Source organism: Saccharothrix sp. NPDC042600 (genome assembly GCF_040647305.1).
In the GTDB taxonomy this organism is placed as follows: domain Bacteria; phylum Actinomycetota; class Actinomycetes; order Mycobacteriales; family Pseudonocardiaceae; genus Actinosynnema; species Actinosynnema mutabilis.
The window spans coordinates 1-19055 of sequence record NZ_JBEZBW010000135.1; the positions used below are offsets into that span (position 1 = coordinate 1).

The window sequence follows — 19055 nt, forward strand, 5'->3', positions numbered from 1 at the left end:
GTTCCCCACCGCATGACCTGGCGGAGCCAACCACAGATTTCCCCGGGTGCCGCTAAAACTTTTGCTCGTTCCTCGCAAAACTTTCGGCGGCACCCAGGGAAATCTGTGGTAGCCCTTCGGGCAGGTCATACGGTGGGGAACACGAAGGCCCCTTGTGGCTGGGAGCCCAAACCAAAAGCACGCCGCTGCGCGGCGGGCGCCGCGCTTCGCGCGAGCGTCAAACTGCCGGCGGCGGAGGCCGTATGGGGGGTGTCGGCTAGAGCCCGAACGCCTTCAACGCCTCGCGGTTGAACGCCGGCAGGTCGTCCGGCTTCCGGCTGGTCACCAGGTCCCACCCGTTCATGTGGCAGACCTGGACCTCCAGGTCGTCCCACTGCCCGCCCGCGTTGCGGATGTCCGTGGCCAGGCTGGGGAACGACGTGAGCATCTTCCCCCGCACCACGTCCGCCTCGACCAGCAGCCACGGCCCGTGGCAGATCGCCGCGATCGGCTTGCCCGCCGCGACGTGCGCCTGGACGAACCGGACCGCGTCGCGGTCCATCCGCAGGAAGTCCGCGTTCGCGACGCCGCCCGGGATCACGATCCCGTCGTAGTCGGCGGGGTCGGCGTGGGCGAACGGCACGTCCACCTCGAACTCGTCGGCCGGGGTGAGGTGCTCGAAGGCCCTCACCTTGCCGAGTTTCGGCGCGAGCAGCCTGGGGACCGCGCCCGCCTTCTCGACGTGGGCCCACGGATCGGTCAACTCGACCTGCTCGATGCCCTCCGTGTCGACCAGGAATGCGATCTTCTTCTGTTCGGCCATGCCGTTCGGCTACCCGTGCAGGAAGTCGACCAACCACGTGCGGACGTCGGCGCGGTGCGTCAGCCACGACGGGACCAGTTCCAGTCGCCCGTTCGGGAACGCGGCGGCCGTGTCCTTCGCGATGTTCTCCGGGTGCAACGGGTCCTCCGTCGCGCCCACGACCAGCACCGGGATCCGCACGTTCTCCAACACCGACCGGTCGGCGACGGCGACCTCCCCGGGCAGTTCGGCCAGGGCGTCGTCCAGGCGGGTGAAAGCCTGCCGACGCTCGGCCTGGTACTCAGGCGGACCGCCGATCACGGTGATCGCGAATTCGCGGGCCAGCAGCCGGCGTGGCTCGTCCAGGACGGCGGGGAGCAGCAGCGCGACCCTGTCGAACGCGTCCGGTTCCTCAGCCAGCAGTGCGATCAGCGCGGCCGAGGTGAGGGAGACACCGACGGCTTGCGTGGCGCCGGTCTCGCGGGCCACGGACTTCAGGTCGGCCGCGATGCGCCGGTAGTCCCAATAACCCGGCGGGGCGTCGGGGGCGTCGCCGTGCGACGGCAGGGTGACCACGACCTTCGTGCCGCGCAGGCCGGTCGTGGGCAGGCGCGCCTCACCGGGGGTCGCGCCGAGGCCGTGGCCGACGAGGGTGACCGGGGCGCCGGACCCGAAGGTCCGGTACGTCACCACCGCGGGCCGCGCTGGACCTCGATCAGGCGGGGCCGCACGTCCACCAGGTAGACGATCACCGCCACCAGCCCGGCGAGCCAGAACATCAGCCCGGGGCCGGCGAGGCTGAACAGCAGCAGCGCGAACGTGCCGCCGCCGGTGATGCCCAGCCAGGCGGGTTTGGTGAGCCGTTCCGCCGCGGTGAAGGCGTCCGCCCGCTGCGACAAGGCGTGCGCGAACGCGAAAACACCCGTGATCAGCCCGGCGTAGTACGCCAGGAACATGACCCAGACGTCGAGCAGCGACAGGTCCAGGGGCGGGATGGGGAACAACACGACTCCCAGGCTACGTGCTGCGCGGCGGCGGCGTACAGCCGAAACGGGGCGTCCCCTGCGGAACGCCCCGTGACCTCGGGTCTTACTTGGCGGTGCCGGGCTTCTTCGGCGTGGTGGCGCGGGTGGTCGCCGGCTTGCGGGCCGGCTGGGTGCGCGCGGCGGCGGTGCGGTTCGCGGCCTTGCGGGTGGTGCTGCGGACCTCGTGGGCCACGTCGCCGCCGACCTCCACGACCGCCTCGGCGAGCTTCTCGCTGGCGTCGTCCACGTCGCTGGCGACCTTCTCGCCGACCGACCGGGTGCGGCGGGTGACCTTGCCGAGCACGTCGTCGGCCAGTTCGCGGGCCTCGGTCGCGGCGGCGCCGGTGCGCTTCTGCGCGGTCTCGACGGCCTCCTCCACCTGGTGCAGGGCCTTCTGGACCTGCGGCTGCGACTTCAGCTTGTCCAGCGCCTCCTGGCCGTGCTCGGCCAGGAACTGGTACAGGTTGAGCGCGGACTGGGTGTAGGCGTCGACGACCTTGCGCAGCTCGGCCGGGTCGAACTTCTCCTTCAGGCCGGTGAAGTCGGTCGACTCGGCGGCGTTCTTGCCCGCCTCGACGCGCTCCTTGGCCTTGTTCAGCGCCTCGATGACGGCCTTCGCGGCCAGGTCACCGGCGCCCAGCGCGGCCAGCAGCGGCGTCCGGGCGGCGGCCACGGCCTGCTCGCCGGCCTTGCGCAGTTCCTCGGTGGTGGGCAGGTTCGGCATGGAGATCACTCACTCCTCGGTGTGGTCTGTGTTCTTCGCGGCGTTCTCCCGCCGGAACGACTCGTAGACGTCGAGCAGCACCTGCTTCTGCCGCTCGGTCAGGTCCGGGGCGGTGACGATGGCGTCGGCCAGCGCGCCGCCCTCGCGCTGTTCCAGGATCCCGGCCTCGACGTACAGCGCCTCCGCCGAGATCCGCAGCCCTTTGGCGATCTGCTGGAGGATCTCCGCGCTCGGCTTGCGCAGGCCCCGCTCGATCTGGCTGAGGTAAGGGTTGGACACCCCGGCGAGCTTCGCCAGTTGGCGCAACGAGATCTTGGCGGTGTTGCGCTGCTGGCGGATGTACTCGCCGATGTCGCGACCCAGGTCGGCGACCGCCTTGTCGATGGACTTGTCCACGTCTCGCGGCACCTCCTCGTCCCGCCTTCGACGGTACGCGCGGGTGCTAGCAGTTGCAAGCGCTCTGCTAGCGGACCGGACGTGGGCTCGCCCACAGCGCTACCGTGGGGCGGTGGACCCGGCCGTGAACCTCCGCGACGAGCTGGTCGACTCGCTCCTGGCCGCCGGCGTGCTCGCCGACCCGCGGTGGGTCGCGGCGTTTCGCGAGGTCCCGCGGCACGTCTTCCTGCCGGGGTTCTTCGCGCCCGGCCCCGGCGGCACGTGGCGGGCGGTCACCGCCGACGCGCCGGAGCACCTGGCGCTGGTCTACCGGAACCAGGTGTGCGTGACCCAGCTGGACGGGTCGGACGCCGCCTGGGAGCAAGCACTCCGCTCCGGCCCCGTGCACGGTGTACCCACCAGCTCGTCGAGCATGCCGACGATCATGGCGATCATGCTGGAGGCGCTGGACGTGCGGCGCGGGGACACCGTCCTGGAGATCGGGACGGGCACCGGGTACAACGCGGCCCTGCTGTGCCACGTGCTCGGCGACGACGCGGTGACCTCGGTGGACGTGGACCCGGGCGTGTCGGCGCGGGCCGTGGCGGCGCTGGCGGTCGCGGGCCACCGGCCGCACTGCTCCGCGTCCGACGGCGAACTGGGCTACCCGGCGCGGGCGCCGTACTCGCGGGTGCTCGGGACGTGCGCGGTGTCGCGGGTGCCGGTGGCGTGGCTGGACCAGGTGGAGCCGGGCGGGGTGATCGTGACGACGTTCAACCGGGCGCTGGGCGCGGGCCTGGTGCGCCTGGTGGTGCGCGACGGCGTGGCGACCGGCCGGGTGCTGCCGGACGACGGCCGTTTCATGCCGCTGCGGGCGCACCACCACGCCTGGGCCGACCAGGCCCTGGAGGACGCCCTGCACGCGCGGGCGGAAACCTCGCGCACCACACCGCTGCCGGCGCGGACCGTGGTGGACCCGGTGTCGGGCTTCGAGTTCTTCGCCGGCCTGGCGCTGCCGGACGTGGTGGCCGCCGGCGACCCCGTCCGGCTGGCGCACGCGGACGGATCATGGGTGCGCCACAACGGGTCGGTCGTGGACCAGGGCGGTCCGCGCGAGCTGTGGACGGTCGCCGAGGAGGCCTACCGGACCTGGCGCGGCCTGGGCCGCCCCGGTCGCCGGCACTTCACCTTCACGGCGACCGGGGACGCCCAGTGGTTCGCCCTGGACGGCTCCACCCGGACCTGGCCGATCTAGTCGAACAGCTCCTCCAGGAAGCTGCGCCGGCGGCGGTGCGGGTGGTGCTGCGGCTGGTGCCGGTAGTCCTGGTAGCCGCCCGGGTAGGCCGGGGGCGGCGCGCCGGCGGGCGTGCCCGGCGGCGGCTGGTAGGCGGGCGGCGTGCCCGGCTGGGCGGGCGGCACACCGGGCTGACCCGGGTACGGCGGCGGCGCCTGGTACGCCGGGGGCGGGCCGGGCGAACCCGGGTAGGCCGGAGGTGCGCCCTGGTGCGCCGGCGGCACGCCGGGTCCGTCCTGGTAGGCGGGTGGCGCGCCCGGTCCGTCCTGGTAGGCCGGGGGCTGGGCGTCGTAGTGCGCCTGCTCGGCCGCGATGATCTGTTCCAGCTCACCGCCGTCGAGGAACACGCCCTTGCAGTTTTCGCACTGGTCGATGTGCACCGACCCGCGGGTGATGGTGCGCATCTCCTGCTGGCACTTGGGACAGGTCACACACCCGAGCGTACGCACGACACGGGGGTGACCGCGTCACCACCAGGGGTGACGGGTGGGTCATGATGCCTCCGTGTCCCGATTTCGCCAACGCGCCGTGCTCGTGGGGTGTGTCCTGGCCGCCCTGCTCGCGGCGGCCGGGTTGTTCGTCACCGACTACGGCATCGACCCCGACCTGTGGCTGTCCGGGCTGGCGGTCGGGTTCCTCGCGTTCCTCGCCGCGTTCGACCCGTGGCTGCACCGAAGGCGCGCGGCCGGCCTGGCCACCGACGACAACCTCGACGCGGCGGTGGACGCGCTCGCCCGCGCCCTGCACGCCCAGTGGACCGAGGAGTGCCGCGCCCGCGGCCTCGGCGACGACCTGCTGGACCTGCACTGGAGTTCCGCGCAGGGCCGACCGGGGCGCAGCGACGCCGTGGTGGGCGCGTTCGAGCGGGAACGGCGGATGGTGTTCCTCGGCGAGGCCGGGTCCGGCAAGAGCACCGTGGCGATGCTGCTGACCATCGGCCTGCTCGACCGCCACGCCGGCGGACCGGTGCCCGTGCTGCTTCCGCTGTCCACGTGGGACCCGGACGTCGAGGACGTGCGGACGTGGATGACCCACCGGCTCTACGAGGACCACCCGGCCCTGCGCAACACCGAGCTGTACGGCAGCTACGCGGCCGACCTGCTGGTCGAGCAGCGGCGGGTGTTCCCGGTGCTCGACGGCCTGGACCGCATCCCGCGCGAGAAGCGGGCGGACGCGCTGGAGCGGATCAACCGGGCCTTCCCCAAGTCGTCACCGCTGGTGCTGACCAGCCGGTTCGACGAGTTCGCCGAACTGGGCGCGGTGGTGCCGGCGGCGGACGTGGTGGAGCTGCAACCGCTGGACCACGAGGAGATCGCGGGCTACCTGCGCGCCCGCGCCGACCCGCTCACCGCCGCCCGCTGGGAACCGATCTTCCTGCACCTGCGCGACGAACCGGACGGCCGGCTGGCCGACGCCCTGTCCACGCCGCTGGCGGTGTGGCTCGCGGGCGTCGTCTACGCGCACGGCGAGCCCAGCGAACTGCTCGACCGGGGCCGCTTCCCGGACCGCCGCTCGATCGAGGACCACCTGGTGGACGCGCTGGTGGACGGGGCGTTCGGCGACAAGGGCGTGGCGCACCAGGCGCGGGTCAGCCAGGTGTGGCCGCGCGACAAGGCGCGGCGCTGGCTGGCGTTCCTGGCGCGGGAAGCGGGCATGGAGGACATCGCCTGGTGGCGGGTGCGGCGGTCGGTGCGCGGCACGTGGCTGGCGCTGCTGGGCGCGCTGTCGCTGGGCACGATCGGCGGCGTCGGGGTGGCGTGGCTGATGGCGTACGCCAGTTCGCCGAAGTTCGCCCCGTGGACGGGCCTGGCCGCGGGCCTGCTCGTGGCCGCCGCCGCCCTGCACGCCTCGGGGACGCGGGAACCCAAGCCGCGCTTGGGGGTGTGGCGGAGCCTGGTCGTGGTCAGCGGGGTGCTGGGCACGGCGCTGGGACTCGTCTTCGGCGCGCTGTACGGGTTGTCGGCGGGGCTGGTCGTCGGGCTGGGGTTGGCGGTGGCCGTGGCGCTGCGGTTCGCGTTGGCCGACAGCGCCGAGCTGACCCACCCGTCGAGTCCGAAGTGGACGATGGCCCGGGACCGGGTGGCGGTGTGGACGGGGTCGCTGGTGCTGGCGGTGGTCTTCGGCGCGGCGGCGGGTCTGGTGTTCGGGCCGCACCAGTCCGGGATGGTCGGGTTGGGGCTGGCCAGCGGGTTGATGCTGGGGTTCACGCTGTCCGTGCTGCACCTGCGCTGGTGGTGGTTCACCGTGGCCCGCATCTGGCTGGCGATGCGCGGCAGGCTGCCGTGGGAGCTGATGGTCTTCCTGGAGGACGCCCGCAAGCTGGGCGTGCTGCGCCAGGCGGGCGCCTGCTACCAGTTCCGCCACGCGTTGGTGCAGGAACGGCTGGCAGGCGCCCGGGCCGAGGTGCGGTCGGACGCCTAGCGCCGGGCGGTGTGCGGCCGGACGCCTGGCGCCGGGCGGTGTGCGGCCGGACGCCCGGCGCCGTCAGGCGTTGAGCTTGTGCAGGCGGCGGATGGCCTCGTCGAGCACCTCGTCCTTCTTGCAGAACGCGAACCGGACCAGGTGCTGCCACTGCTCGGGGTGGTCGGTGAAGACCTGCACCGGCACCGCCGCGACGCCGATGCGCTCCGGCAGGGCGTGGCACAGTTCGAGCCCGTCGGTGAACCCGAGCGGCCGGACGTCGGCGGTGATGAAGTACGTGCCTTCGGAAGGCCGTACCGCGAAGCCGGCCTCGGTCAGGCCCTCGGCCAGGCGCGAGCGCTTGTCCTGCAGCGACGTCCGCAGCTCCTCGACCCACTCCAGCTCGTTGCGCAGCGCGTGCGCCACGGCCGGCTGGAACGGCGCGCCGCCGACGAACGTCAGGAACTGCTTCGCCGCCCGCACCGCCCCGACCAGCGGCGCGGGCGCGCACACCCAGCCGATCTTCCAGCCGGTGCAGTTGAACGACTTGCCGGCCGACGAGATCGCGACGGTCCGCTCCGCCATCCCCGGCAGGGACGCGAGCGGCACGTGCTCCAGGCCGTCGAAGACCAGGTGCTCGTACACCTCGTCGGTGATCGCGACCAGGTCGTGCTCGACGCACAGCCGGGCGATCTCGGCCAGCTCGTCCCGGTTGAGCACGGTGCCGGTCGGGTTGTGCGGCGTGTTGACCAGGATCGTCTTCGTGCGCGGACCGATCGCCGCGCGCAGGGCCCCGACGTCCAGGCCCAGCCGACCGGTGCCCGGCTCCTCGACCAGGCCGACCGACCGGCGCGTCCCGCCCGCGAGCGCCACGCACGCCGCGTAAGAGTCGTAGTACGGCTCGATCAGCACGACCTCGTCACCCGGCTCGACCAGCGCCAACAGCGACGCCGCGATGGCCTCGGTGGCGCCCACGGTGACCAGGACCTCGGTGTCCGGGTCGTACCGCGTGCCGTACCGCGCGCGGTGCTCGGCGATGGCCTGCCGCAGCACGGGCATGCCCGGACCGGGCGGGTACTGGTTGAGGCCGCCGTCGATGGACTCCTTGGCGACGGCCAGCATCGAGGCCGGGCCGTCGGTGTCCGGGAAGCCCTGCCCGAGGTTCACCGCCCCGGTGCGGACCGCCAACGCGGTCATCTCCGCGAAGATCGTCGAGGTGAACGGCCGCATCCTGGTGACAAGCGCTGGTTCCCGCACAACGCCGAATCTTCACGGACAATGGCGTCGTGGAGCAACTGACGGCCGCTGACCAGCTCAAGCGCGCGGGCCTGCGCCGGATGAAGCTCGTCGCCACGGGCTTCTTCCTCGCGGCGACGGCGATCTTCCTGGTGGCCCTGGTCTTCGAGGACGGCGGACCCGCGTGGATCGGGTACGTGCGCGCGGCGGCCGAGGCCGGGATGGTGGGCGCGCTGGCGGACTGGTTCGCCGTGACGGCGCTGTTCAGGCGGCCCCTGGGGCTGCCGATCCCGCACACGGCGATCATCCCGACCAGGAAGAACACCTTCGGCGACGCGCTCGGGTCGTTCGTCGGGACGAACTTCCTGGCCGAGGACGTCGTGAAGGACAAGCTGCGCCGGGTCGGGGTGGCGCAGCGGGTCGGGGCGTGGGTGGCGGTGCCGGAGAACGCCGAACGGGTGACGTCCGAGCTGGCCAACGTCATCAAGGGCGCGGTCACCGTGCTGCGGGACGACGACGTGCAGGCGATCGTGGAGCAGGCCGTGGTGCGGCGGCTGACCGACCAGCCGTGGGGCCCGCCGCTGGGCAAGCTGCTCGGTCAGGTGCTGACCGACGGGGCGCACCACAAGCTGGTGGACCTGATGTGCGACCGGGCCTACGACTGGGTGCGCGACAACTACGACCGGGTCATGACCGTGGTGTCGGACCGCGCGCCGACATGGTCGCCGAAGTTCGTGGACTCGTTGCTGGCGGACAAGGTGTACTCGGAGCTGCTCAACTTCGCGTGGGCGGTGAAGACCGACGTCAACCACCCGATGCGGCAGGCGGTGGACCACTTCCTGATCGAGTTCTCGGCGGACCTGCAACATGACCCGGCCACCATGCAACGCGCGGAGAACGTGAAGCAGCAGGTCATCGATCACCCGGACGTGCAACGCCTGATCGGGTCAGCCTGGGGCACGGCGAAGGGCATGCTCCTGACCGCCGCCGAGGACCCGTCGTCCGAGCTGCGCAAACGCGTGCGCGAGGGCCTGATGTCGTTCGGCCGGCGGTTGGTGGAGGACGAGACGATGCGCGCCAAGGTCGATGGCTGGCTGGAGGGCGCGGCGGGGCACGTGGTGTCGAACTACCGGCACGAGATCACGACGTTGATCACGGACACGGTCGAGCGGTGGGACGCCGAGGAGACGTCGCGCAAGATCGAGCTGCAGGTCGGGCGGGACCTGCAGTTCATCCGGATCAACGGCACGGTGGTGGGCGCGCTGGCCGGGTTGGTGATCTACACGGTGGGCCAGCTCGTGGTGTGACACACGCGGGTGACACGCGGGTGCGGCGGACCGGCATGGCACAGCCGACCGCGCCCAGCGACCACTCCGAGCCCGCCGCGCAGGCGGCCACCAGCGCAGCGCCCACCCGCGCACGAACTCCGGCAGCGCGCCGCGGCCCGGCCCGCCGCACCTCCGGCCCAGCCTCGGCCCAGCCCAGCCCCCGGCTTACGAAACGCTGAGCGCGCGCCGTTCCCGCCAGTTGCGGGCCTTCTCGCGGTTCCCGCACACCTGCATCGAGCACCACATGCGCGAGCGGTTCCGGGAGCGGTCGAAGAAGGCCCACAGGCAGCCGTCCGCCTGGCAGATCTTGAACCGCTCCCACGACCCGAGCACCGCCAGCCGCGCCGCCGCGCCCAGGACCGCGCCCAGCGCGTCCTCGCTCGACATCATCGGCACGCCGTGACTCAGGTCCACCCTGATCAAGCCCGCCGCGGGAGTGGGGTCGGGGCCGTCGAGGCGTTCGGACCGCTCGCCCAGCGAGGCCCGCAGCGAGGTGCGGACGGCGCGGGCCTGCGCCAGGTCGCCCACGTCTCCCAGGCCGCGGTCGGCGACCCACCTGCGCCAGGCCGCGGCGTCGTCGAGGACGTCCGTGCCCAGTTCGACGTCTCGGGTGTTGAGGAAAGCGAGCAGCAGCTCCACATCGTGTTCCGCATCGCCGGCTCGACCCTGCGCGAGAGCCGCGTGGTCCCAGCCGGCCGCCAGACCAGTCACCCCTCCACTGTAGGCGTCGAGGCGTCCCGATGTGGCGAAGTAACCGTCAACTGATTTTCGCTGGTTAGCTATTTTGCCCGACCGGATGACCGCCGATCAGGCTATGCACCCCGTGTATACATCGTGTGTATAGTCGGTCCCATGTCGATCGGACACACCCTGCTGGGCCTGCTGGAGAAGGGTCCCTCGCACGGATACGACCTCAAGAAGGCCTACGACGAGCGCTTCGGCCACGACCGGCCGCTGCACTACGGGCAGGTCTACACGACCCTGTCCCGGCTGCTGCGCAACGGCCTCGTCGAGGAGGCCGGGGTGGAGGCCGGGGAGGGTCCCGAGCGCAAGCGGTACGCCATCACCGACGCGGGCGTCACGGACGTGGAGCAGTGGCTGGGCACACCGGAGAAGCCGGAGCCCTACCTGCAGAACACGCTGTACGCCAAGGTCGTGCTGGCGCTGCTGTCCGGTCGCAGCGCGGACGAGGTGCTCGACGTGCAGCGGTCCGCCCACCTGCGCACCATGCGCGAGCTGACCCGGCGCAAGGCCGAGGGCGACCTGGCCGACCAGCTCATCTGCGACCACGCCCTGTTCCACCTGGAGGCCGACCTCCGGTGGCTCGAACTGACCGCCGCCCGGCTGGGCCAGCTCTCGGAGGTGGTCCGGTGAGCGCGCTGCTGGAGGCCGTCGACCTGCGCAAGTCGTTCGGGCCCACGCCCGCGCTGGACGGCGCGGGGCTGAGCGTCCACCCGGGCGAGGTGGTGGCCGTGATGGGGCCGTCCGGGTCGGGCAAGTCCACGCTGCTGCACTGCCTGGCGGGCATCCTCACGCCCGACTCGGGCGTGGTCCGGTACCGGGACGTCGAGCTGAGCGCGATGGCCGACGGGGAGCGCAGCGAGCTGCGGCGCACCGACTTCGGGTTCGTGTTCCAGTTCGGGCAGCTCGTGCCGGAGCTGAGCTGCCTGGAGAACGTGGCGCTGCCGCTGCGGTTGGGCGGCGTGAAGCGCAAGGAGGCGGAGTCGCGGGCGCGGTCCTGGCTGGAGCGCCTGGAGGTCGCCGACGTGGCCGACAAGCGCCCGGGCGAGACGTCCGGCGGGCAGGGGCAGCGGGTGGCCGTGGCGCGGGCGCTGGTCACCGGGCCGCGGGTGGTGTTCGCCGACGAGCCGACGGGCGCGCTGGACTCGCTCAACGGCGAGCGCGTGATGCAGCTGCTCACCACGGCGGCGAAGGAGACCAACGCGGCGGTCGTGCTGGTCACCCACGAGGCGCGGGTCGCCGCGTACTCCGACCGCGAGGTCGTGGTGCGCGACGGGCGTTCCCGGGAAGTGGAGCCGGTCCGATGACGTCGCCGCTGCGCTCCCGGCTGTCCGGCCGCGTCCGCGTGGCCGTGCTGAAGCGCGTCACCGCGGCCCTCCCGGGTCGGTCGCGGGCCGCCTGCGGGAGGTCGTGGTGAAGCTCTGGTTCACCGACCTGCTGCTGGGCGTGCGGCTCGCCCTGGGCGGTGGGCGCACGTCGTGGGTCCGGCTCGCCCTCACGGGCGCGGGCATCGGCATCGGGGTCGCGGTGCTGCTCACGGCGTCGGCCGTGCCGTCCATGCTGGAGTCGCGCGAGGCGCGCGACGCGGCGTCCACGCCGGTGCTGGGCGAGCCCCGGCCGGGGCAGGACGCCCTGTACGAGCGGCGCTGGTTCACCGACTTCCGCGGGCGCGGGATCGACGGCCGGTTCGTCGTGGCCACCGGACCGGGCGCGCCGGTCCCGCCGGGCGCGTCGAGGGTGCCCGGCGACGGCGAGCTCCTGGTGTCCCCCGAGCTGGCGAAGCTGCTCGACTCGCCCGCCGGCGAGCTGCTGCGCGAGCGGTTCCCGCAGGAACGCATCGGGCTGTTGGGCCAGGACGCGTTGAACGCGCCGCACGACCTGGTGTTCATCGCGGGCGACGCGACGGTGCCGCGCGAGCCCGAACGGGCGGTCCTGGCGTTCGGCGGCGAGGGGCAGGACCGGGAGCTGGACCCGATCCTGTCGCTGCTGATCATGATCGGCGTGGTGGCGCTGCTGTTCCCGGTGCTGGTGTTCGTCGGGATCAGCACCCGGCTCGCGGGCGCCGAGCGGGACCGCAGGCTGGCCGCGCTGCGGCTGGTCGGGGCGGGCGCGCACCGGGTGCGGCGGATCGCGGCCGGGGAGGCGCTGCTCGGCGCGTTCACCGGGTTGGCGGTCGGCGTGGTGCTGTTCCTGGTGGCGCGGCAGTTCGTCGAGGAGCTGCAGCTGATGGGCGTCAGCGTGTTCGTCAGCGACGTCGCGCCGTCACCGTGGCTGGCCGTGCTGATCGGGGTGCTGGTGCCCGTGCTGGCGGTGGTCACGTCGATCGTCGCCATGCGCCGCACGGTGGTCGAGCCGCTCGGCGTGGTGCGGCGGGCCAAGCCGGTGCGGCGGGTGATGTGGTGGCGCACGATCCCGATCTTCGTCGGCACGGTGGCGCTGCTCAGCCAGTCCGAGGCGCTGGGCGGTTCGGAGCAGAACGGCAGCACGACCATCGTGGTCGGCGGCATCCTGTCGCTGCTGCTGAGCATCCCGCTGCTGCTGCCGTGGGTGGTGGAGTGCGCGGTCGGGCGGCTGCGCGGCGGTGCGCCGTCGTGGCAGCTCGCGATCCGCCGGCTCCAGTTGGAGAGCGGCACGGCGGCGCGCGTGGTCGGCGGGGTGGCGGTCGTGCTGGCGGGCGGGATCGCGTTGCAGTCCGTGCTGGCGAGCGCGGAGAGCAAGATCCTGGAGCGGCCGATCGAAGAGGCCGACCGCACGCGGCTCATGGTGAACCTGGCGGACTCCCCGCCGGAGGGCGCCCACAGCGCCATCGAGCGGATCGAACGGGCGGCGGGCGTGGAGCGCGTGCACCCGATGTGGTCGCTGCAGTACAAGTTCGTCGGGGACGACCGCCACCAGTCCGCGACCGTCGCGTCGTGCGAGGCGCTGACCACGCAGGCCACGCTGCCGAGCTGCGAGGACGGCGACGTGTTCTACATGGTGGACGAGCAGGGCCACCGCGACCCGGCCGACGCGCAGCGGGAACTGCCGGGCACCAAGGTGACCCTGTTCGACGGCTTCGGCAGCGAGGAACGACTCGGTCCACAGTGGACGATCCCGGCGTACACCCGCGTCGGCCCGCCCGCGGAGTTCAAGGAACACGCCGGCGGCGGCCTGCTCCTGACCCCGGCGGCAGTGCGCGACCTGGGTTTTCCGTTGTCCCGCTTGACCGTCCTGGTGAAGGTGGACCCGAAACAGCAGGACATCGCGGAACACGTGCGCAACGCGATGGCGTCGATGACGTGGCGGTCGTACGCCTACTACTTCGGCGCGTCGGACCCGACCGAGCGGATCAAGCAGTTCCAGAGCATCCGCCAGGGCTTGCTGGCCGGTTCCCTGGTCACCCTCCTCCTCGCGGGCGCAAGTCTGTTGGTGCTGGCCCTGGAACAGGTGCGCGAACGCCGCCGGCCGCTGGCGGTGCTCGCGGCGAGCGGTGTGCCGAGGGGCGCGTTGGGCCGGTCCTTGCTGTGGCAGAACGCGGTGCCGTTGACGCTGGCGCTGGTGGTGTCGATCGCCATCGGCAGCGGCTTGGCGGTGCTGTTGCTGCGGATCGTGGCGCAACCGATCAAGCTGGACTGGACGGGCATGGCCATCTTGACCGCAGCCGCCGCCACGCTGGTAGCAGCGGTGACCGCCCTGACCCTGCCCTCCCTACGCCGAGCCACAGGCGCTCTGGGCCTGCGCTCGGAATAACCCACCGCCCCCGCCAACAGCCCGGCGAACACGGCAGGACGCCGCAGTCGGGCAGTGGCGGGGGCGGAGCAGGGCGGCAGTTCGGCGGCCCGGCTCGGCGGCGCACGGCAGGGCGGGCGGCAGGGCGGCGGGCGGCGGCGCTGCTCGGCGCAGGGCTCAGCGGCCCGGGGCTCGGCGGCGCGGCTCGGCTGCTTGGCGCGAGGCTCAACGGCGCGGCGCGCTCGGCTCAGCTCGGCGCGAGGCTCAACGGCGCGGCGCGCTCGGCTCGGCAGCTCGGCACGCTGCGGCGCAGGGGCTCGGGGCAGCGGCGGCAGCCCCGGCGGCGGCAGCCCCGGCGGCGGCAGCCCCGGCGGCGGCAGCCCCGGCGGCGGGGTGGGGCTGGTGGCCTGTCGCGGGCCGAGTGGGGCGTGCAGCGGGATCGGGGGCATGTGTGTCTTGGGTGGGGTGGCGGGTGGCGGGAAGTGCGTCGTCGGGTGCCACCTGATCGGGGTTTGGTGCGTCTTCATCAGTGTGGGGGTCGGGTGTTGGTCGCCGGGGCTGGTCGTCCGCGTTGGGCGGCTTGGGTGAGGTGGGTCGCCGATCTGGTGCTCGGGGTCCGGTTGGCTGTCGGGGGCAGCCGGACCTCGTGGGCCAGGTTGGCGCTCACCGCCGCCGGGGTCGGGCTCGGCGTGGTCGTGTTGTTGCTCGCCGCCTCCGTCGGGCCGGCTCGGGAGGCCAAGTCCGAGCGGGTGCGGGCCGCCGCGCCGGTCACCGCCGGGGACGGGGCTGCCCTGCGCGCGCGGGACGTCGTCGTGTCCTGGCAGGGGCGGCACATCGTCGGGGTCGAGGTCGCCGCCACCCGGGACGGGGCACCCACCCCGCCCGGCGTGGGGCGGTTGCCGCAGCCGGGGGAGGTGGTGGTGTCGCCGGAACTGCTGCACCTGATCCAGACCGACTACTCGGTGCGCGCCCGCTTCCCGGAACGGGTCATCGGCGTCATCGCCGACGCCGGCCTGCCGCGCCCCAAGTCGCTGCTCTTCTACGCCGGCCTCGCGGACGTCCACGCCGCCGACGCCACCCCCGTCGACGGGTTCGGCGGCGACCGGCCCGGCCCGACCCTCCTGCCCGCCTACCGCCTGCTCATGGTCACGGCGATCGGCGCGCTGCTCGTCCCCCTCGGCATCTTCGTGCTCGTCGCCACCCGCCTCGGCGCGACCGGCCGCGACCGCCGCCTCGCCGCGATCCGACTGGTCGGGGCCAGCCGCGCCCAGGTCCGGCGCATCGCCAGCGGCGAGACGCTGACCGGGGCCGTGCTCGGGCTGTTCGTCGGGGTCGCGTTGTTCTTCGCCGCCCGCCCCCTGGCGCGGTTCATCGAGGTCGAGGGGGTCGGGTTCTTCCCGACCGACCTGCTGCCCGACCCGGTGCTCGGCGCGCTCATCGCGGTCGGGGTGCCGGTGGTCGCGGTGGTGTCGGCGCTGGTCGCCCTGCGCACGGTGGACATCGGGCCGCTCGGGTTGCACCGCGCCACGCGGACGCCCGCCCGCCGCGCCTGGTGGCGGTTCGCGCTGCTCGGCGCGGGCGCGGCGGTGCTGCTGACGGTGTCGGCGGTCGCGTCGTTCCACGAGGTCTGGGCGGACTCGGCGACCGCGGTCGGCCTCGGCGCGGGCATCGGGCTCGTCCTCGCGGGCACCGGGGCCGTCCTGCCGTGGCTCGTCGGACTGGTCGCCCACCGCCTGCACCCCGAAGCCGTCGCGCCGATGCTGGCCGTGCGCGGCCTGCGGTTCGACGCGGGCACCCCGCGCGTGCTGGCCGGCGTCGTGGTCGTCCTCACCGGCTCGCTCACGCTCCAGGTCCTGCTCGGCGTCGCCGCCCAGGTCACCGCGGCCGCCGAACTGGAGTCCCGCGCCGAACCCCACCGGTGGCTGCTCGACGTCGGCGAGCACACCCCGGTCCGCTCGCTGGAGGAGGCGATCGCGCTGGTCGGCGGCGTGCGGCGGGTCAGCGAGGTGCGCACCCTCGAACCGCGCGGCGAACTGCCCGCCGTCGTCATCAGCACCGACTGCGCCGAGCTCGCCGACCGCCTCAAGGTCACCGACTGCGCCCCGGGCGCCGCCTACCGCACCGCCGGCACCACGGGCGTCCCCGCGCCGGGCACGCGGCTGACCGTCGGCGCGCACACGTGGATCGTGCCGCAGCACCGCGAAGTCCCCGGCTCGACGCAGGCGCTGTTCGTCGCGAGCGGCGCGGACCCGGTGCTGGACGCCGTGCCGCCGACCAGCCTGGTCGTGGTCGGCCCGCCGGACCGGGCGTTCGGCGACAACCTGCTCGCCGCGACCGGCCGCGTCGACCGGGCGGTGGTGCTGCGGGTGACCGCGCGGGCCGGCCAGGTCGAGCTGTTCACGTCCCTGCGCAGCGGTGTCATCGGCGGCTCGGCGCTGCTCGTCCTGCTGGCCGTGGTCGGCCTCGCGGCGGCGGCCGTGGACCAGGTGTGGGAACGCCGCCGGCACACCGCGGTCCTCGCCGCCAACGGCGTCCCGCGCCGCACGCTCGCCGAGGCCGCGCTGTGGCAGTCCGCGATCCCGACCGCGCTGGGCATCGCCCTCGCCATCCCGGTCGGCCTGGGCGCGGCGTGGCTGGTCGTCCCCACGGCCCTGTTCCGCGTCGACTGGGCCGAGCTGGGCGTCACGGTCGCCAGCGCGGCGGCGGTCGTGCTCATCGTGTCGCTGTGCACGATGCCCGCGCTGCGCCACGCGATCCGCCCGGCCAGCCTCCGGACCGAGTGAGAACCGCCCATAGACGCCCGGACCGGGCACCCAGTTCCAAGATCCACACCATCGAGCGGCACCGGGTATCCCGGCGCTGCGAGCGTTCCTCACGTGGAACATGCGAGATCGATCCAACGCCGCGCTGCTGGCCCAGGCCCACCTCGGCGACCGGGAGGCGTGGCACGAACTGGTCCGCCGCCACCTGCGCCTGGTGTGGGCGGTGGCGCGGTCGTTCCGCCTCACCCGGGACGACGCCGCCGACGTCACCCAGGCCACCTGGCTGATCCTGGCCGAGAACCTGACCACCATCCGCCGCCCCGAGCGCCTCACGGCGTGGCTGGTCACCACCGCCCGCCGCGAGTGCCTGGCCGTCCTGCGCACGAGAGCACGCGAGGAGCCGGCCGACCTGCACCTGCCCGACGGGTCGCCGACGCCCGAGGACGCGGCCGAGGCCGCCGACACCGGCACCCGCCTGTGGCGCGCCTACCGCACCCTGCCCGCCCGCTGCCGCGAACTGCTGCACCTGATCGCCCATGCCCCCGAACTGACCTTCACCCGGTTGGCCGAAGCGACGGGCATCCCGAAGAACAGCCTCGGCCCCACCCGCCACCGCTGCCTGACCGTCCTGCGCCGCCGCCTCGCCAAGGAGACCACCCGATGACCCGCGACACCACCGCACCGGCCCTGACCGCCGCCCCGCCCCTCCTGTCCGACACCGACCTGCTCGTCCTCTTGGCCGACCTGTTCGCCCGAGTGGACCCCGTGCCCGAACCCGTTGCCGCGCAAGCCGAAGCCGCGCTCACCCGGCGCACCACCGCGGTCCTCACGCGACTGATCACCGACTCCGCCCACACCGCCAATCACCACACAGCCGGCCGGCGCACCGCCCGCACCCTGCGCTTCACCGCCCTGGACGTCGTCCTCGAACCCACCCCCGGCGGCCTGCACGCCACCGGCTTCGCGCACACGGGCACCACGCTCCTCACCCGCTGGCCCACCGGCGCGCACACCACCCCGCTCGGCCCCGGCGGCCACTTCCACGTCGACGACATCCCCACCGGCCCGCTGAAGTTCGTGCTGCGCCGAGAAGGCGCACCCGACACCGCCACCCGGTGGTTCGTCGCGTGACACGGTCCGAACGCGAGGGTCGTTCGCCTCTCCGTCCACTCCGGACATCGGCGGTCACTCGATCCGTTGAACACGACGGACGGTGTTCACGGACGGGCGCGACAACCCGGACAGCCGCACGGCACCGCCCTTCCGAGTGGGTTCCGTGGCATATCGTTCGAAAATGCGGTGACCAGTGCTAGACATAGCAGAACGTCGACCTCGAACGGTCCGTCCCGTTCGCCGTACCCGGAACGGTGGTGATCTCCAGTGGCAGTCCCCGACGCGGCGCGCCGCAGCGGATCGCTGCTGCTCCGAGCGCTCGCCGTGGGCGGCTTCGCGACGGTCGCCTGGCTGCTCTCCAGCGGGGTCGCGGCGGCGGACGAGCAAGACCACCCGGACGTGGTGTCGAACCCACTCGACGCGGTGAACCTGGCGGTGGACCCGCAGCACACGGCTACGGCCGAGCTCCTGGCGGCGCTCACCGAGCGCGCCCCCATCGACCTGCCCGACCACGTCACGCTGCCCACGCACGCCGCGCCGATCGACGTGCAGGCGCACACCGCGCCCGCCCTCGGCGGACCGGACGAGGACGACGGCGGGGACGACGGCGAGGACCCGGACGTGCCGGTCTACCAGGACGAGGACGACCGCCAGTACAGCCACACCGGCGGCTCGCACAGCACCACCGCGCCCCGGTCGATCTCCAACACCATGCCCGCCGAGCAGTACGAGGCGAAGGTCGCGGCCAAGGCCGCCGCCCGCCAGGCCGCGCTCGCGCCCCCGCCGGCGGACGAACCGCCCGCACCCCCGGTCGCGGTCCCGCAGGACCCCGAACCGGCCCAGCCCACCTACCGGCAGCCGGTCACCGAACCGGACGCCACCACTCCCACCTGGGAGAACCCGCAGCCCTTCACCCCGACGCCCGCTCCGCAGCAGGCCCCCGCGCCCACCGCCCCGACCTCGGCGTCGGCGGGCGGTCTCGACGGGTCCGGCGGTCACCGCGGCGGCGTCATCGCGTCGGCCACCGGTCAGGACAGGTTCGCGCCGCCCACCGTCTGGCGGGTCGAGCGGCGGGACGACCGGCGCGCCCCCGGCAGCATCCCCGGCCTGCCGAGCACGTCACCCGACTGAGTTACGCGGGACCCGTCTGCCCTCGGCACGGCCGAAGGCCCGCCCGGCGATCCCGCGACCGGCACGTCACGACGCCGAACGCACCCGCCCGGAAGCGCGCCGAAGCACGCCGGCAGGACGTCCGCGCCAGGGCGGCACACCGGGCAGTCCGCTCGCGCCACCTCCCCACCGCACCACCCCAGGCTTCCCGTCCTGCCGACCGCGCCCCGGCAGGAACGGGCACGATCCCGTCGTCGCACTGCCCCTGCGGCGACGGGGTCCCAGAGGAACCTGCGGCCGGGGACGCCATCCCTGGAGCGTCCCCGCCGCAGGTCCACGGCTCCCGCCGTGGGGGGGGGGGGCCCCCCCCCGGGGGGGGGGGGGGCCCCCCCCCCCCCGGGCGCCCCCCCCCCCCCCCGCCCCCGGCGGCGCGGCCCCGGCCGCGGGGCCGGGGCGGC

18 protein-coding genes are annotated in these 19055 nt (G+C 73.7%); 10 read left to right on the forward strand and 8 right to left on the reverse strand.

Annotated elements, in window-relative coordinates:
- Positions 1–256: 256 nt before the first annotated feature.
- From AB0A74_RS39135 to AB0A74_RS39155, 5 genes are all read right to left on the reverse strand, one after another.
- A complete protein-coding gene (locus AB0A74_RS39135; RefSeq protein ID WP_358257756.1) occupies positions 257–802 on the reverse strand; it encodes a type 1 glutamine amidotransferase domain-containing protein in 546 nt (181 codons plus the stop codon).
- Positions 803–811: 9 nt separating this feature from the next.
- Positions 812–1471: an alpha/beta hydrolase gene (locus AB0A74_RS39140; protein WP_358257757.1), complete on the reverse strand. Its 660-nt coding sequence runs from the start codon at positions 1469–1471 to the stop codon at positions 812–814.
- Positions 1468–1788 carry a DUF2516 family protein gene (locus tag AB0A74_RS39145; protein WP_343934146.1) on the reverse strand — a complete coding sequence of 107 codons (321 nt, stop codon included), beginning with the start codon at positions 1786–1788 and terminating at the stop codon, positions 1468–1470. The genes AB0A74_RS39140 and AB0A74_RS39145 overlap by 4 nt, the downstream gene beginning before the upstream one ends.
- An 82-nt stretch (positions 1789–1870) precedes the next feature.
- Complete coding sequence (locus AB0A74_RS39150; RefSeq protein ID WP_358257774.1) at positions 1871–2530, reverse strand: hypothetical protein; 660 nt, start codon at positions 2528–2530, stop codon at positions 1871–1873.
- A gap of 9 nt (positions 2531–2539) precedes the next feature.
- A complete protein-coding gene (locus tag AB0A74_RS39155) occupies positions 2540–2926 on the reverse strand; it encodes a helix-turn-helix transcriptional regulator (RefSeq protein ID WP_343934144.1) in 387 nt (128 codons plus the stop codon).
- 112 nt (positions 2927–3038) lie between these two features.
- Between AB0A74_RS39155 and AB0A74_RS39160 the strand changes: the two genes are divergently transcribed.
- A complete protein-coding gene (locus AB0A74_RS39160; RefSeq protein ID WP_358257759.1) occupies positions 3039–4160 on the forward strand; it encodes a protein-L-isoaspartate(D-aspartate) O-methyltransferase in 1122 nt (373 codons plus the stop codon).
- On the opposite strand, the gene AB0A74_RS39165 is transcribed toward AB0A74_RS39160, so the two are convergent.
- The gene (locus tag AB0A74_RS39165) at positions 4157–4630 is read right to left on the reverse strand and encodes a zf-TFIIB domain-containing protein (RefSeq protein WP_358257761.1); all 474 of its coding nucleotides are present in this window, start codon (positions 4628–4630) and stop codon (positions 4157–4159) included. The genes AB0A74_RS39160 and AB0A74_RS39165 overlap by 4 nt on opposite strands.
- A gap of 73 nt (positions 4631–4703) precedes the next feature.
- Here AB0A74_RS39165 and AB0A74_RS39170 point away from each other — a divergent pair, with 73 nt between their 5' ends.
- Positions 4704–6620: an NACHT domain-containing protein gene (locus tag AB0A74_RS39170; protein ID WP_358257763.1), complete on the forward strand. Its 1917-nt coding sequence runs from the start codon at positions 4704–4706 to the stop codon at positions 6618–6620.
- A 63-nt stretch (positions 6621–6683) separates the two neighbouring features.
- On the opposite strand, the gene AB0A74_RS39175 is transcribed toward AB0A74_RS39170, so the two are convergent.
- Positions 6684–7856, reverse strand: coding sequence for a pyridoxal phosphate-dependent aminotransferase (locus tag AB0A74_RS39175; protein WP_358257764.1), 1173 nt, complete (start codon positions 7854–7856; stop codon positions 6684–6686).
- Between the two features lie 80 nt (positions 7857–7936).
- On the opposite strand from AB0A74_RS39175, the gene AB0A74_RS39180 reads away from it, so the two are divergent.
- Entirely contained in the window at positions 7937–9142 is a 1206-nt protein-coding gene (locus tag AB0A74_RS39180) for a DUF445 domain-containing protein (RefSeq protein ID WP_358257775.1), read from the forward strand.
- 186 nt (positions 9143–9328) lie between these two features.
- On the opposite strand, the gene AB0A74_RS39185 is transcribed toward AB0A74_RS39180, so the two are convergent.
- Positions 9329–9874: a CGNR zinc finger domain-containing protein gene (locus AB0A74_RS39185; RefSeq protein ID WP_358257766.1), complete on the reverse strand. Its 546-nt coding sequence runs from the start codon at positions 9872–9874 to the stop codon at positions 9329–9331.
- Positions 9875–10015: 141 nt separating this feature from the next.
- On the opposite strand from AB0A74_RS39185, the gene AB0A74_RS39190 reads away from it, so the two are divergent.
- From AB0A74_RS39190 to AB0A74_RS39220, 7 genes are all read left to right on the forward strand, one after another.
- On the forward strand, positions 10016–10537 hold the full coding sequence (locus AB0A74_RS39190; RefSeq protein WP_343934138.1) for a PadR family transcriptional regulator: 522 nt from the start codon (positions 10016–10018) through the stop codon (positions 10535–10537).
- Positions 10534–11211, forward strand: coding sequence for an ABC transporter ATP-binding protein (locus tag AB0A74_RS39195; RefSeq protein WP_343934137.1), 678 nt, complete (start codon positions 10534–10536; stop codon positions 11209–11211). Before AB0A74_RS39190 ends, AB0A74_RS39195 begins: the two co-directional genes overlap by 4 nt.
- Positions 11212–11317: 106 nt before the next feature.
- The gene (locus AB0A74_RS39200; protein ID WP_358257767.1) at positions 11318–13633 is read left to right on the forward strand and encodes an FtsX-like permease family protein; all 2316 of its coding nucleotides are present in this window, start codon (positions 11318–11320) and stop codon (positions 13631–13633) included.
- Between the two features lie 563 nt (positions 13634–14196).
- Positions 14197–16395: an FtsX-like permease family protein gene (locus AB0A74_RS39205; RefSeq protein WP_358257768.1), complete on the forward strand. Its 2199-nt coding sequence runs from the start codon at positions 14197–14199 to the stop codon at positions 16393–16395.
- 100 nt (positions 16396–16495) lie between these two features.
- Positions 16496–17038 (forward strand): sigma-70 family RNA polymerase sigma factor, encoded by a 543-nt coding sequence (locus AB0A74_RS39210; RefSeq protein ID WP_358257770.1) that lies wholly within the window; start codon positions 16496–16498, stop codon positions 17036–17038.
- Complete coding sequence (locus AB0A74_RS39215; protein WP_358257772.1) at positions 17035–17505, forward strand: hypothetical protein; 471 nt, start codon at positions 17035–17037, stop codon at positions 17503–17505. Before AB0A74_RS39210 ends, AB0A74_RS39215 begins: the two co-directional genes overlap by 4 nt.
- Before the next feature lie 249 nt (positions 17506–17754).
- Positions 17755–18618: a hypothetical protein gene (locus AB0A74_RS39220; protein WP_358257773.1), complete on the forward strand. Its 864-nt coding sequence runs from the start codon at positions 17755–17757 to the stop codon at positions 18616–18618.
- The last annotated feature ends 437 nt before the right edge of the window (positions 18619–19055 follow it).